Origin of the sequence: Bittarella massiliensis (ex Durand et al. 2017) (assembly GCF_009876955.1) — a bacterium.
Classification (GTDB): domain Bacteria; phylum Bacillota; class Clostridia; order Oscillospirales; family Ruminococcaceae; genus Bittarella; species Bittarella massiliensis.
Window position 1 is genome coordinate 187,107 of record NZ_WWVY01000002.1, and the last position, 13,977, is coordinate 201,083.

Annotated in this window: 12 protein-coding genes and 2 other RNA genes; 2 read left to right on the forward strand and 12 right to left on the reverse strand. The window is 63.3% G+C overall.

Annotated features, from left to right (window positions below; translation table 11 throughout):
- Positions 1-32 precede the first annotated feature (32 nt).
- From GT748_RS01955 to GT748_RS02010, 12 genes are all read right to left on the reverse strand, one after another.
- Positions 33-1,406 carry an FAD-dependent oxidoreductase gene (locus GT748_RS01955; protein WP_021659414.1) on the reverse strand — a complete coding sequence of 458 codons (1,374 nt, stop codon included), beginning with the start codon at positions 1,404-1,406 and terminating at the stop codon, positions 33-35.
- Between the two features lie 106 nt (positions 1,407-1,512).
- Positions 1,513-1,932 (reverse strand): RrF2 family transcriptional regulator, encoded by a 420-nt coding sequence (locus GT748_RS01960; RefSeq protein ID WP_021659415.1) that lies wholly within the window; start codon positions 1,930-1,932, stop codon positions 1,513-1,515.
- A gap of 3 nt (positions 1,933-1,935) precedes the next feature.
- Positions 1,936-2,358: a rhodanese-like domain-containing protein gene (locus GT748_RS01965; protein WP_021659416.1), complete on the reverse strand. Its 423-nt coding sequence runs from the start codon at positions 2,356-2,358 to the stop codon at positions 1,936-1,938.
- Between the two features lie 569 nt (positions 2,359-2,927).
- Positions 2,928-5,267 (reverse strand): hypothetical protein, encoded by a 2,340-nt coding sequence (locus GT748_RS01970; protein WP_021659418.1) that lies wholly within the window; start codon positions 5,265-5,267, stop codon positions 2,928-2,930.
- 398 nt (positions 5,268-5,665) lie between these two features.
- Positions 5,666-6,014: a transfer-messenger RNA gene (gene ssrA, locus GT748_RS01975) on the reverse strand.
- A 43-nt stretch (positions 6,015-6,057) separates the two neighbouring features.
- Entirely contained in the window at positions 6,058-6,525 is a 468-nt protein-coding gene (smpB, locus tag GT748_RS01980; protein ID WP_021659421.1) for an SsrA-binding protein SmpB, read from the reverse strand.
- A gap of 95 nt (positions 6,526-6,620) precedes the next feature.
- On the reverse strand, positions 6,621-7,220 hold the full coding sequence (gene recR, locus GT748_RS01985) for a recombination mediator RecR (RefSeq protein WP_021659422.1): 600 nt from the start codon (positions 7,218-7,220) through the stop codon (positions 6,621-6,623).
- Positions 7,221-7,223: 3 nt separating this feature from the next.
- Positions 7,224-7,571, reverse strand: a complete 348-nt coding sequence (locus GT748_RS01990) for a YbaB/EbfC family nucleoid-associated protein (RefSeq protein WP_044992516.1) — start codon at positions 7,569-7,571, stop codon at positions 7,224-7,226.
- A 49-nt stretch (positions 7,572-7,620) separates the two neighbouring features.
- The gene (gene dnaX, locus GT748_RS01995) at positions 7,621-9,315 is read right to left on the reverse strand and encodes a DNA polymerase III subunit gamma/tau (protein ID WP_161213283.1); all 1,695 of its coding nucleotides are present in this window, start codon (positions 9,313-9,315) and stop codon (positions 7,621-7,623) included.
- A gap of 51 nt (positions 9,316-9,366) precedes the next feature.
- Positions 9,367-9,466: signal recognition particle sRNA small type (gene ffs, locus GT748_RS02000), an RNA gene on the reverse strand.
- A 566-nt stretch (positions 9,467-10,032) separates the two neighbouring features.
- Positions 10,033-10,722 carry a response regulator gene (locus GT748_RS02005; protein ID WP_021658408.1) on the reverse strand — a complete coding sequence of 230 codons (690 nt, stop codon included), beginning with the start codon at positions 10,720-10,722 and terminating at the stop codon, positions 10,033-10,035.
- Positions 10,698-12,245, reverse strand: a complete 1,548-nt coding sequence (locus GT748_RS02010; RefSeq protein WP_021658407.1) for a DUF4118 domain-containing protein — start codon at positions 12,243-12,245, stop codon at positions 10,698-10,700. The genes GT748_RS02005 and GT748_RS02010 overlap by 25 nt, the downstream gene beginning before the upstream one ends.
- Before the next feature lie 165 nt (positions 12,246-12,410).
- Between GT748_RS02010 and GT748_RS02015 the strand changes: the two genes are divergently transcribed.
- Both GT748_RS02015 and pyrE read left to right on the forward strand, forming a co-directional pair.
- Positions 12,411-12,935, forward strand: coding sequence for a hypothetical protein (locus tag GT748_RS02015; RefSeq protein WP_021658406.1), 525 nt, complete (start codon positions 12,411-12,413; stop codon positions 12,933-12,935).
- A 179-nt stretch (positions 12,936-13,114) separates the two neighbouring features.
- Positions 13,115-13,783 carry an orotate phosphoribosyltransferase gene (pyrE, locus tag GT748_RS02020; protein ID WP_044991961.1) on the forward strand — a complete coding sequence of 223 codons (669 nt, stop codon included), beginning with the start codon at positions 13,115-13,117 and terminating at the stop codon, positions 13,781-13,783.
- Positions 13,784-13,977: the final 194 nt, after the last annotated feature.

The window sequence follows — 13,977 nt, forward strand, 5'->3', positions numbered from 1 at the left end:
CCTTCACTGAAAAGAATCGGCGCTGTTCGCGCTCAGGCGAGGGCGGCAAACAGGTCGTTGAGCGCCTCGCTCATGGTGGGGTGGGTGTAGATGCCGTCGCGCAGGGCGGTGTAGGGCAGGCCCGCGTCCATGGCCAGTTTGATCAGGTTGATCATCTCGTAGGACTCCTCGCAGAAGAGGTGCGCCCCCAAAATCCGGCCGGTCTCCCCGTCCACCACCGCCTTGAGCAGCCCCACCGGGTTTTGCAGCACCTGCGCCTTGGGGATGGCGGCGGCCGCCAACCGGGCAACCTTCACCCGGTAGCCCTTGGCCCGGGCCTCCTCCTCGCTGAGCCCCACCCGAGAGAAGGCGGGGTCGAGAAAGACGCTGTACGGCACGGCGCCGCGGTTTTGGGTGGTGCGGCTGCCGTCCCCCAGCAACTGGGAGCGGACGATCCGGCTGTCGTCCAGGGAGATGTAGGTGAACTGCAGTCCCCCCACCACGTCGCCCATGGCCCAGATGTGGGGGGCGGTGGTGTGCAGCCGCTCGTCCACCTTGACGGCGCCCCGCTCGGTCAGCTCCACCCCCGCCGCGTCGAGGGCGAGCCCCTCCACATTGGGGCGGCGGCCGGTGGCCACCAGCACCGCGTCGGCCTGCAATTCGCGGGGGCCGTCGGGGGTCTCGAGGGCGAGGATCGCCTGGCCCCCCTCCTCCCGCACCTCCTTCACCTGGGTGGAGAGGAGCACCTCCGCCCCCAAGCTCTGCAGCCGCTGCAGGACGGCCTGGGCGATCTCCCCGTCCTCCCGGGGGAGGAAGCGGGCGCCGTCTTGGATCACCGTCACCTGGCTGCCGAAGGAGGTGTAGAGGGAGGCAAACTCCATCCCGATGTACCCGCCGCCGATGATGGCCAGCCGGCGGGGCAGCTCCTCCAAATCCAGCAGTCCCTCGCTCAAATAGACCCTGGGGTTCCCCTGTAAGCCGGGGATCGGGGGGACAAAGGGGTGGGAGCCGGTGTTGAGGAAGATGTTCTCCCCCTCTAGCAGCTGGACCTGCCCCGCCCCGTCGGTCACCTGCACCGCGTGGGGGCCGAGGAAGCTGGCCGCCCCGTCGATGACCTGGACATTGGGGTTGCCCGCCAACTTGTCGTAGTTTTTCTGGCGCAGAGCACCGGTGAGCCGCCGCTTCTCTGCGATGGCCTCCCGGTACCGGGCCGCCTTCTCCGCAAAGCTGCCCCCCTGCACCTTGGAGAGGGCAGCGCTGTGGACCAGCGACTTGGAGGGGATGCACCCCACATTGATGCAGGTGCCCCCGTACATCGCGGGCGAGCGCTCGATCAGGGCAACCTGTTTGCCCGCCGCTCCCAGCGCCCCGGCCAGGGTTTTGCCCCCCTTGCCGAATCCAATCACAATGGCGTCGTACGTTTTCACTGAAAAGACCTCTTTTCCCTTTTGACAGGGCGGGCACACTGGGCGCCCGCCCGCGTGTATCGACCCGGGCCGCGGGGGAAAGGCCTGCGGCCGGGAAAGCCCTGTGTCAGGGCTGCTTGCCGAATATCTTCTGGCCGATGGAGCGGATGGTGATCTTCTCCAGCCGCGCCTTGCAGCACTCGTCCAGTTCGCCGTAGATGTCGTCCATGATCCTGCCCATGCCGGAGGCCACCAGACAGGGCAGGTCGGTGTCCCCGCTGCGCCAGTTGGCCGAGACAAAGCAGCAGTCCAGCGCCTCGCCGATTTGGCGGAGGGTCACCTCGCCCGCGTCCCGGTCAAAGAGGTAGCCGCCGTCGGCCCCCTCCTTTGTCTCCACCAGGCCCGCCTTTTTGAGCTTGGAGAGCACCTTTCGCACCCGGGCAGCGTTGGTGCAGATGTTCTGGGCCAGCTCCTCGCTGGACAGGGTGCCGCCCCGGTGGCTCAAATAAACCAGGGCGTGCACCGCCACATTGAATTCACTGGTCAACCCCTATTCCTCCCCTCTGACGGTCTCGTAGGGCCAGTCGATGATGCCGCCGAAATCGTACACCTGCTGGTACCCCAAGGCCGCCAACTGCTCGGCGGCAGCCTTGCTGCGCACCCCGCTGCGGCAGTAGATGAGCAGCTCCGCACCGGTGTCCGGCAGGGCGGTGGGCCGCTGGCTGCCGATGGTGTCCAGCGGCACCAGCACCGCGCCGGGGATGTGGCTCTCCCCGTACTCCTCGGCAGTGCGCACATCCACCACCGTCGCCCCGCCGGCCTCCATTCGCTCCTTGGCCTCTCGGGGAGAGATCTTGTGGTACTCCCCCACAGCCGTGGAGGAAGCTGTCCCGCCGCCCACCGCACCACAACCGGTGAGGGCGAGTAGCGAGCCCAACAGGGCGGCCGCCAGTGCCCTTCCCTTTTTCTTCATCTCGACTCACCTCAAACTGTAATTTGTTTTGTATCAGTTTCTAACTGTTATTATATCAGTTTCAGTTTGAATTGCAACCCCATTTTTTTGAAAAGGCGAAAAAATTTTAAGGCGTCTCTTCCGTCGCCCTTTTTAGAGGTGCTCCCCTTTCTCTCCCCCTCGCCGCAGGGATGGGGAAAATCTCCCCTCTCCCTGTCCAGTTTCCCACCGCAGCCCCCTTTTCCCTCTGTCACTGCCTCTCCCCAGCCCCTCCTTTTCTCCTTTCTTAATAAAAAGAGGAGGGGGATGCTGCAACCAGCATCCCCTCCCCTCCGGGCTATCGGGTCTCTCTCCCCTTCTTTCCCTCCGCCAGGACAATCAGGGCCATAGCGGACACCGCAGGGGCGGAACCCCCGTCTTCTATCCGGGTGTCGCCGCCAGTTTTCGGGTATCCGCCCTGCCCCCGTCCTCCTTTCCCTATTCACACCTCCGAAAAACACCACTGTTTCCGCCGCACTTTGTGCTGCCTAATCTTTCGGGGTAAGAAAAGGGAAAGGGGGCGCTGCAACCAGCACCCCCTCCCCTCCGGGCTATCGGGTCTCTCTCCCCTTCCTTCTCTCCGCCAGGGCAATCAGGGCCATAGCGGATACCGCGAGGGCAGAGCTCCAATCCTCTATCCTGGTGTCGTCGCTGGTCCGCGGAGTGTCCGTCCCTTTCCCTGGGGGGACAGAGTCTTCCGGCGGCAGCGGCTCTTTGGGCAGGTCCGGTTCCTCCGGCGGCTCCGGCTCTTCGGGCGGCTCCGGCTCCTCCGGTTTCGGCGCGTTTGTTATGACGATGGACAGCTGCCGGTTCTCCCTGTCCCATTTGAGTTCGCTGTAACCGACCTGGTAGGCGTCCCCCTTTTCGACGACGCCGACGGTGAGGCCACCCAAGCTCGCCGGGTCGGGCAGTTGGGCAAAGGAGGCCGTCCACCCGTTCTCCGCGCAGAGCACGACCTCGTCCAGCTGGTAACTGCCGATGGTCAGACAGACCTGCAGCTTTTTGTCCCTGTACTCCCCCTCCGGGATGCCGTCCCACACCTTGGCGACGTTGAGGGTCCACTCGTCCCCCGGGGTGCCGATGACGACCCCGCCGTTGGAGCCGATCCCCCCGCCCCGCGGCGCCTTGTTGCCCCGTATCTCCACCTTTGCCGACGCGCCGGCCAGCTCTTTGGCCGAGTCGGACAGGATGGCCTTCAGGGCGATCCCCTCACTGTTTAACTTGATGTTCTCCATCGGCTCGCCCGGGTCTGCCTCATCGTAGCGGGCGGTGCCGTCGGGGGTCCCCAACACGTTTCCGGCCTCCGGCGTCGTGGAGAGGACGCCGCCGTCCCGGTACCATTTCACCTGTCCGCCGCCCAACACACGGTCGGCCAGGGTGACGGTGTGCTTTTTGTCTGTCTGGGGAACGGCGACAAAGTCGTCCCCCGCCCCTTCTGCTGTGTTCTCAAAGATGGCGCCCCCGTTAGTCACGGCGTTGGTCGCATCCCCCGTGGGGCAAAACCACAGCCCGCCCCCCAAAATAGAGGCCGTGTTGCCGCGGACCACCGCGTCGTAGATGCGCAGCACATAGGGGGTGGAGCCGACATAGACCCCGCCGCCCTGCCGCTGGGCGGTGTTGCCGAGGATCTTGCCCGATTTGATGACAGCGCAGTCGGTGGCGATATAGACTCCCCCGCCGCAGCCGCCATCCTGTATGTCCTTGCGGTAGATCGCCTGGTTCTCGCTGATCGTCCCGCCGTTCACAATCAGTTCCGCCGGGAAAAATCTCTTCCAGTTGTTGTGATCCTGCCCCATCCCCATGGAGTGGTAGAGGTCGTAAGCGGCGATCCCCCCGCCGGTCAGGGCCTGATTTTTGGAGATCGTCCCCCCGTTGATGGTCACCGTCGCCTGGCCGCAGACCATGATCCCCCCGCCGTAGCGGTCCGCCACATTGCCGGAGATCGAGCCGCCGTTCATCGTCATGGTGGCGATGACCCCGGGCTGGATGACGGGGTAGGCGGGTTCCCCCACCATGACGCCGCCATAGTCCCCGTGGTTGTCCGAAATGGAGCCGCCGTTCATCACAAAGGTGGAGTTGCCCTCGGCAGTCACATAGACGGCGGCGCTGTTGAGCTGCCCGCCGGGCTTGGTTTCATTTCGGGAAATCGCCCCGCCGTTCATTGTGAACGACCCGCCGTGGGACACCTTCACCACGCCGCCGGACTGAAAGGTGAACAGGTTTTCTTCCAGCACGCCCCCGTCCATCTGCATCCGCGCGCCCTTCCCGTCGACGACGATGATGCCCCCCAAAAATGTTTTGCTCCCCATGTTGCGGATTGTCCCCGACAAAAGGGTGAACTCGCCGCCGCAATGGACAAAGGCCGCCTCGCCGTCGCGACCGCCCCTGACCGCGCCCTTTCCGTCAAAGCACAGCAGGGCATCGTCTTTCCGGCTTGTGGTTATGCTCAGATGCCCACCCTGTTCGATCAGAAAGACACCGTGGTTGAGAGCATCGTCCACCGAGACCGTCCTCTTTGTCCCGTCGTCGACGAGGACGATATCCTGCCCAGCCTGGACGGCGATCGCCTCGGTGATTGTAAAGTCGCCGGCAATGGCGATGGTCGTCCGGCCCGACGGCGCGTTCAAAATAGCCGCTTTTAGCTCGTCAAAACTCGCCGCGCGAGGGGGGCCTGTCCTTTCCTGCGGCACGGCGCTGTCCTGCGGCTGGCCCTCTTCCGGCCCTTTCTCCTCCCGGGGAAGGATGTCTTCCGCCTGCACGCCCGGCGCGCCATCCTTTCCCTGTTCTGTCCCCTCTTCGCTGGCCAAGCCATAACTTGTGAGCCCAATGGCCGACGCCCCCAGCACAACCGCCAGCAGACCTGCCAATATCCGTCTTTTTCTCATCCTCATTGTATTTTTAAATCCCCCTATCCCCTGTTTTTCTCATCAAAAGATGGTGTTTTTTTAATAAAAAAAGGTACAGGACCCCATTTGGTCCTGCGCCTTCTCACTCTTCTATTGAAAACAGCTTTTCTGTCTGTCTGTCTGTCTGTCTGTCTAAAGTGTAGCAATCTCTAAAAATGGATGTCAACCCCTTTTTAGTTATTTACCAATATTATACATGTTCCCCGCCTGGTTGTCCAGAGAAAACCAGATTCTTTTTATCTGTTTATTGGAAACGGCAGGAAGGAGCTGGATTTGTGGCACCCATCCGCAGTGATTGCCTGCTCTGTTAATAAAGCGGGGTCAAAAGTGGGTTATGCAAAGAGAAAAGCGCACGACAAATGGCTTTGTCATGCGCTTTTATTTGGTGGAGGCGACGAGAATCGAACTCGTGTCCGAAAACCGCTCCCCACGGGCATCTCCGAGTGCAGACCATCTTTTGCATTCCCCGCCCCGCGCGCCGGTGGTCAGGCTCGCGGGCCAAGTATCCTCATATACCTGATACGCTACGAGGCCCTCGCGTATACATGTTCGCCACTAAAATGACACCCGAACGCGGTCCGTGGCCCCCCCGCGCCGGATGAGCGGCACTAGGCCGCTAAAGCGTAATCGTTGTTATCGACGTTTACTTTTAAGGTGCGGATTGTTGAGGCGGTCCCGCACCGCCACTCGCTTCCCGTGCTTCACGATCCCCGTCGAAACCATTGCGCCCCCTCATAAATGCGCCCCTGCGGGCGCCTGGGTGTGCCGGTTTTTATCAGCGGGTGCGCTCTTTGAGCGCCCGGTCGATCTGGCGCTTGGCGTCCCGCTCGGCGGCGGACGCCCGCTTGTCGTGCAGCTTTTTGCCCTTGCACAGGCCCAGCTGCACCTTGACCTTCGACCCCTTAAAGTATACCGAAATGGGGATCAAAGTCAACCCCTCCTGCTTGATTTGGCCCAGCAGGCGGTTGATTTCCCGCCGGTGGAGGAGGAGTTTGCGCTCTCGCACCGGGTCCCGGTTGAAGATGTTTCCCTTTTCATAAGGGCTGATGTGCATCCCCAGCACGTAGACTTCGCCCTTGTAGATGTCGCACCAGCTGTCCTTTAGGTTGACCGCCCCCGCCCGCAGGGACTTGACCTCGGTCCCGGCCAGGGAGATCCCCGCTTCGATGCTCTCTAAAATAAAGTAGTCGTGGCGGGCTTTCTTGTTCTGGGCAATGGTCTTGATGGCCTCTTTGTTTCCCACGGGTCTCCCCTCCTTCTTCGGCCCCCTCTGGGAGAGGGTATGCCGTTTTGCTCCGTTTCATGCGCCCCGCAACAGGGGGCAGAGCTGTTTTTATGTCAGAGTTCGCTGCGCCCCTCCAGCGCCCGGTAGAGGGTCACCTCGTCGGCGTATTCCAGCACCCCGCCCACCGGGATGCCGTAGGCCAGCCGGGTCACCTTGATCCCCAGGGGCTTGATGAGCCGGGAGACATACATGGCGGTGGCCTCCCCCTCCACGGTGGGGGAGGTGGCCATGATGATCTCTTTGACCTCGCTGTTGTTCAGGCGGGCCAGCAGCTCTTTGATGTAGAGTTTGTCCGGCCCGATCCCGTCGATGGGGGAGATGAGCCCCCCCAAAATGTGGTAGGTGCCGAAGTACTCTTTGGTGCGCTCAAAGGCAAAGACGTCCCGCGGGTCCTCCACCACGCAGATGGTGCTCCGGTCCCGCCCCTCGTCGGCGCAGACCGAGCAGACCTCGGTGTCCGACAGGTTCTGGCAGACCTTGCAGCGCTTGATCTCGCGGTGGGCCCGAACGATGGTCTCGGCAAATCTCTGGGCATCCTCGGCGCTCATTCCCAGCACGTAAAACGCCAGCCGCTGCGCCGTCTTGCGGCCGATGCCCGGCAGCTTTTCAAACTGCTCGGACAGTTCGCTGAGGGCGTTGATGTTGTAGGACACGGCCTAGAAGGGCATCCCGGGCAGGCCGGCGGCCCCGCCGGTGACCTCCGCCATCCGGGAGGACGCCTCGTCCTCCACCTTGCGCACCGCCTCGTTGACAGCCGCCATGATCAGGTCCTGCAGCATCTCGATGTCGTCGGGGTCCACCACCTCGGGCTTGATTTCCAGGGCGGTGAGCTCCTTCTTGCCGTTGATGGTGACTTCGATCATCCCGCCGCCGGCCGACACCTTGAACTCGCTCTCCTCGATCTCGTCCTGCACCTGGGCGATCCTCTCCTGCATTTCCTGGGCCTGCTTGATCATCTGGTTCATATTCTTCGGGCCGTAGCCCTGGGGCAGTCTGGCTTTCATGGGCGCTTGCACTCCTTTTTCCATCTCATCGGCTGTCCAAAACAGCCGCCTATTCTTTGATCGTCACGTCGATCCCCTGGGCCTGGGCCCGGGCGATGAGCTGATCCAGCTTCTGGCCGCCCCCCTCTGTGGGCGCGGCCTCGTCCTCCGGCTCCCGGTAGGGGCCGAGGCGGCAGGTCTTGCCGGTCACCTCGCTCACCGCCGCCCGGATGTCCGCCTTGGTGCGGGCGTTCTCCCGCATCATCTTCAAAAAAGTGGCGTTCTCCGAGGCGATGAGCACCAGGTCACCCGACAGGTAGGCCCGGGAGTTTGCCAGGGCCGCGGCGGCCAGCCGGTTGTGGTTGGCCAGGGCGTCGAGCACCTGGGGCCACTCCGGCAGCGGCTGGGGGGCGGCTCCTGCGGCCGGAGCGGCTGCCGCCACCGGCTTTTCGGGAACTGCTTCCGGGATCGGGGGCGCGGCGGGGGCAGGGGCGGCAGGCTCCTGCCAGCCGGCGTCCTCCGCCGGGGGCGGGGCGTCGGGGAGGGGCACCTCCTCTTCCCGCTCCTCCCGCGCCGGTTCTGGGGCGGGGCGGGCGACCGGCTTGGCCTGGGGCACGGCGGCCGGCTTGGCTGCGGACACCCGGACCGCGGTGACCTGCGGGGCTGTCGGCTGATTTGCGGCGGCGGTGATCTCCACCAGCAGCATCTCCATGGCGATGCGGGGGGAGGCGGCCCGCCCCACCGCGTCGGCCCCCTTCATCAGCCGGGCCATCCAGCCCATCATCTCCCCCTGGGGGATGCGGGCAGCCTGCTCGACATAGCGCTGGCGGTCGTCGGGGGGACAGAGGACCAGGGTGTCAAAGTCCTCCATCACCTTGCAGAGCATCAGGTCCCGGCCGTGGCTGAGCAGTTCCTGTGCCAGGCGGCCCATGTCCACCGAGTGGGCGAAGAGGTCGTCGAGCAGGGCGATCGCCCGGCCCAGGTCGCGGTCGAGCAGGCAGTCGAACAGGTCAAAGAGATAGCTCTTGTCGGCCACGCCGCAGAGGTCCTTGACCATCTGCAAGCTCACCCGCTCGCCGGTGGAGGCGCACTTGTCCAGCAGGGAGAGGGCGTCGCGCATCCCGCCGTCGGCCAGTTTGGCCAGCAGGAAGCGGGCGTCGTCGTCCAGCTGCACCCTTTCCCTCTCGGCGATGACCGCCAGCCGTCCGGCGATCTGCTCGGCGGTGATGCGGGCAAAGTCGAAGCGCTGGCAGCGGCTGAGGATGGTCACCGGCAGCTTGTGCAGCTCGGTGGTGGCCAGGATAAAGACCACGTGCTCGGGCGGCTCCTCCATGATCTTGAGCAGGGCGTTGAAGGCGCTGGGGGAGAGCATGTGCACCTCGTCGATGATGTAGACCCGCTTTTTGCAGCGGGTGGGGACGAAGTTCGCCTCCTCCCGCAGGGCGCGGATGTTGTCTACCCCGTTGTTGCTGGCGGCGTCCAGCTCCACCACGTCGGTGATGGAGTCCTCGTCGATGCCGGTGCAGATGTCGCAGACCCCGCAGGGCTGGCCGTCCTTGACGTTGGGGCAGTTGATGGCCTTTGCCAGAATTTTGGAGCAGGTGGTCTTGCCGGTGCCCCGGGAACCGGTAAAGAGGTAGGCGTGGGAGAGTTTCCCCGTCTCCACCTGGTTTTTGAGGGTGGTGACGATGGGCTCCTGCCCGATCACGTCGTCAAAGGTCAAGGGGCGGTATTTGCGGTAGAGAGCGCGGTAGATGGCGGCCACCTCCTTTTTTGAAAATAGCGCAAAAACAGGGCCCGTACACTGTGGTATGCGGACACACAGGTTGATCTGCGGCACACAAGACGACCCGCTTAATGCTGCTCGGTTCCCCGCCTGACATGGTTCACGGCGCCCTGTCGCACAGGACCCGCATATCCGCATACCAGAGTGCGCGTTTGCCCTGTTTCATAACGAGACAATTGTATCATATCCGCCCCCGGGTTGCAAGCAGAAATCCGTTTCCTTTCCCCTGGTGTGGGCGGCGCTTTTCCGCCCCTGCGCGGCGGGGCAAAGCGGTGTTCCCACCTGTGCGACCGGCCCGCGCCAAGGGGGCGGCCCAACACAGAAAAAGAGGTGGAAGGAAAGCGGCGTTTCCTTTCCCCATGGAAACCACTCCGCGACTTGTCTCCTGCCTCCCGGCGGCCGCCCCTTTTTCATGGTCTGCTCACCCCGTTTTGAGGGGGCGAAGGACATCAATATTCAATGGGGCAGCCGCCCAGGTTTTTCCCCATCCGGCGTCCCCTCATATCCGTCCAGTTTTGCCCCGCCCGCCGCATTGTGTGGACGGAATGCGGACACTGAAACTTCGTGGGATGGGGCCCAATGCCCCCCGAAAGCTTCCCTCTACTGACATCTGTCCGGTTTTGCGAAGCAAAATCGCCCACTTAAGTGGGCGAAGGACTGATGTCGAAACTTCGTGGGATGGGGACCCACGAAGTTTTATTCGTCCACAAACCGATACCCCACCCCCACCTCGGTGAGGATGTAGTGGGGGTGGGCGGTGTCCGTCTCGATCTTGCGGCGGATGTTGGCCATGAACACCCGCAGGGACTGGGAGTCCTCGGTGCCGGAATACCCCCAGATCTCCTTGAGGATAAAGCTGTGGGTCAGCACCTTCCCCCGGTGCTCGATGAGCAGCAGCAACAGCTTGTACTCGATGGGGGTCAGGTGCACCTCTTCCCCGTTTACCCGCACCTGCCGCCGGCCAAAGTCCACCGTCAGGTCGCCGGTGGAAAAGACCTCTTCCTGGGGCAGGGCGGCGGGCGGGATGCGCAGCGCCACCCGCACCCGCGCCAGCAGCTCGCCGATGGAGAAGGGCTTGGTCACATAGTCGTTGGCCCCGCCGTCCAGGGCCTGCACCTTCTCCCTCTCCTGGGTGCGGGCGGAAACCACGATCACCGGCACCTGCGAAAAGGAGCGCATCTGGCGCAGCACCTCCAACCCGTCCAGGTCGGGCAGCCCCAAGTCCAGGAGCACCAGGTCGGGCGGGTCGTTCATCACCTGTCCGATCCCCTCGATCCCGGTGGTGACCACCTGGATGTCGTAGCCGCTGGCGCGCAGGGAGATGGAGAGGAAGTTCGAGATGCTCTTGTCGTCCTCGACAATCAAAATACGGCGCTCTGCAAGCATGTTTTGCCCTCCTTGCTCTTTTCCAGCGGCAGCCAAAAGCGGAAGGTAGCGCCGCCGATGTCATTGTTCTCCGCCTCGATCCCCCCGCCGTGGGCCTGCACGATGGACTGGCAGATGGAGAGTCCCAGGCCGATCCCCCGCCGGCTGTCCCCCGGCGAGGTGACGAAACTGTCAAAGAGGTGGGGCAGCAGCTCCGGGGCAACGCCCCCGCCGTCATCGATCACCTCGAAGACCACCCGCTCCCCCTCCCCGCGCACCGCCAGACGGATGGCGGCGCTGTCGGGGGTGTGGGCCACGGCGTTGCCCAGCAGGTTGACCAGCACCTGCACCATCAGCTTGCCGTCCATGGGCGCCAGCAGCAGTTCATCGGGCAGGGAGACTGTCACCGGGCGGGTGTGGGGCAGCCTCGCCAGGCGGGCGGTGGCCTCGGCCACCACGTCGTCCACCACCTCGTTTTTCACCTGCAGCGCCAGCTTGCCGTCCTGAATGCGGGTCATGTTGAGCAGGTTTTCCACCATGCTCTCCAACCAGGCCACATCGCCGGAGATGTCGCCCAACAGCTTCATCGCCGTCTCCCTATCCAGCCGGTCGTAGCTGTGGCGCAAAAACTCGGCCGAGCCGCCGATGCCGGTGAGGGGGGTGCGCAGGTCGTGGGAGACCGCCCGCAACAGGTTGTTGCGCAGCTTCTCCTTTTCGATCTCCACCTGGTTGCGCTGCTGCAGGGCGTAGAGCTGCTCCCGCTCCACCGCCAGGGCCAACTGGCTGATCACCGTGTCGATGAACAGGGTCTCCCCCTCTCCCAAGGGGGTGTTGCCGCAGTACACCTCCACCACCCCCAGGAGGCGGCTGCCGCTTTTAAAGGGGGCATAGCGCCACTGGGAGATGGCGAAATTTTCGGTGCCGCAGCCGCAGGGCGCCCCCTCCTTTAGACACCACCTGGCCAGGGTGTCGTCCCCCACCTCCACCCCGTCCAGGTAGTGGCCGGGCAGGTAGTAGGGCTGGGAGAGGCCCTCGCCCTCTTCGATGAGATAGACCACGCACCGCCTCTGCACCCCCGCGTAGATGCTGGCGATGCCGTGGCAGACCACCTCTTTTAGCCCCGAGAGGTTGAGGAAGCTGCGGCTGATCTCGTAGAGTCGCTGGGTCTGGTCCTCCTTTTTGCGGGCCAGCTGGGCGTGCCTTTGCAGCTGGGAGGTGAGGCTGGCGGCAATGAGGGAGACCAGCAAAAAGAGGATGAGGGTGACGATGTAGCTGGGGTCGGCGATGCGAAAGGTCAGCCGCGGCTGGGTGAAGAGGAAGTTGAAGGCGAAGACGCAGACCAGCGAGGCCACGATCCCCCAGAAAAAGACGCCCGTCTCCACCACGATCACCAACACCCCGGTGAGATAGACCATAGTGATGTTCTCCTGGCGGATGCCGACGCGGTCGAAGAGGGCGGCCACGGCGGTGCAGACAAGCAAAATCAAAACCGTCTGCCCCAGGTGGAGCAAGCGGCCCTTTGCGCGGGCTCGGTCAGGACCCATAACGGCCTCCTTTTGTCGGGAAAAGAAGAATTTTGTAACAGCAGTATAGCATACCTGCCAGCAAAAAGAAAAGCGCTGCCCGCCCGATTGCGCAAACGGGCAAAATGCGCTATACTGAAAAACAGTATTGAGCGAAATGCGATAAAGGACGGTTTGACAGAGAGAATGGACAAAAAGCAGAGACACGCCACCCTGATCCTGGTGGGGATCCTGACCATCGCCTGCGCCCTGTTGGTTCTGGTGCGCTGCGACACCGGCTATAAAAACGACGTGAAAGACGGGGCCTTTATCCTCACCGCCAAGCAGGTCACCGACACCTTCAACGCCAAAGCCGCCGGCAAATTCCCCAACTTCAAGGCCGCCGGTGACGCCACCTATACGGGGGAGGAGATGACCCTCGCCTACACCGCCGAAAAGGAGGGGGGGGTGATCTCGGCCGTCTCCCTGACCGGCAAACTCGACAGCGAGGAGCACATGAAAAACTTTTCCGGCTGTGCCGGCGTCCTGATGGTGGTGATGGACAACAACCTGCGGGAAGAGGAGCTCAGCACCCTCATTGAGGAGTTGGCCTTTGCCAAAGTCGTGGCCGGCGAGGAGGAGATCCACACCCAGTACCGGTACAACCAGCGCGTCTACCGCTTTGACCGCACCGGCGACAGCGCCGTCTTCACCGTCACGGCCCAGAAGTAAAAAAAGAGGAGCAGTGCTCCTCTTTTTTTGTTGGGGCAGCCGAGGCTTCCCTCGGCCGGGGGATTGTGCCGCCCGGCGGGGCTGTGGTATAATTGGGCACAGTAAAGATTGTCCGCGCCGCCGGGCGGTCCCGCACCGGGGCTGTCCGGCGCGCCGGCGACGGGAGGATGTTGGAAGAGATGACCTACAAAGAGGAATTTATCGAGTTCATGGTGCGCTCCGGGGTGCTCACCTTCGGCGATTTCACCACCAAGAGCGGCCGCAAAACCCCCTACTTCATCAACACCGGCAACTACAAGACCGGCTATCAGGCCTCCAAACTGGGGCAGTTTTACGCCGCCTGCCTGCACGACAACCTGGGCGACCAGGTGGACGCCCTCTTCGGCCCCGCCTACAAGGGCATCCCCCTGGCGGTGTCCTGCTCCATCGCCCTCTACGAGCAGTATGGGCAGGACGTGAACTACTGCTTCAACCGCAAGGAGGCCAAGGACCACGGCGAGGGCGGCACCATGGTGGGCTACAAGCTGCAAGACGGCGACCGGGTCGCCATCATTGAGGACGTCATCACCGCCGGCACCGCCATCCGCGAGTGCCTGCCGGTATTGCAGGGCGCCGCCAAGGTGGACATCCGCGCCCTCGTCATCTCGGTGGACCGGATGGAAAAGGGCACCGGCGACAAGTCCGCCATCCAAGAGGTGAAGGAGCAGTACGGCATCGACGCCTACCCCATCGTCACTGTGCGGGAGATCATCTCCTACCTGCACGGCCGGGAGATCGACGGCAAGGTCTACATCGGCGACGAGATGAAGGCCCGGATGGAGGCCTATCTAGAAGAATACGGGATCTGACCGGCCGGGGGCCGGATCGGGGAGGGCGGCGCCGGCCGGCGCAGCCCTCTTTTTTTGCTGGCCCACCGAAAAGAGCGCCTTTTCCATTAAAAATGCCCTCCCCCATCGCCTCCCTCTATTCTTTCTTTACTTCATAAAAAAAAGATGGTAAAGTGAAAGATAGATCAGTGGCGCAGATACCGGCAGCACCCGCA

Coding starts and splice junctions, on each gene's coding strand:
- GT748_RS01965 (WP_021659416.1), bottom strand. CDS start 2,358: ATGAAGAAAAAGGGAAGGGCACTGGCGGCCGCCCTGTTGGGCTCGCTA.
- GT748_RS01970 (WP_021659418.1), bottom strand. CDS start 5,267: ATGAGGATGAGAAAAAGACGGATATTGGCAGGTCTGCTGGCGGTTGTG.
- GT748_RS01990 (WP_044992516.1), bottom strand. CDS start 7,571: ATGAAAGCCAGACTGCCCCAGGGCTACGGCCCGAAGAATATGAACCAG.
- GT748_RS02005 (WP_021658408.1), bottom strand. CDS start 10,722: ATGCTTGCAGAGCGCCGTATTTTGATTGTCGAGGACGACAAGAGCATC.
- GT748_RS02010 (WP_021658407.1), bottom strand. CDS start 12,245: ATGGGTCCTGACCGAGCCCGCGCAAAGGGCCGCTTGCTCCACCTGGGG.
- GT748_RS02015 (WP_021658406.1), top strand. CDS start 12,411: ATGGACAAAAAGCAGAGACACGCCACCCTGATCCTGGTGGGGATCCTG.
- pyrE (WP_044991961.1), top strand. CDS start 13,115: ATGACCTACAAAGAGGAATTTATCGAGTTCATGGTGCGCTCCGGGGTG.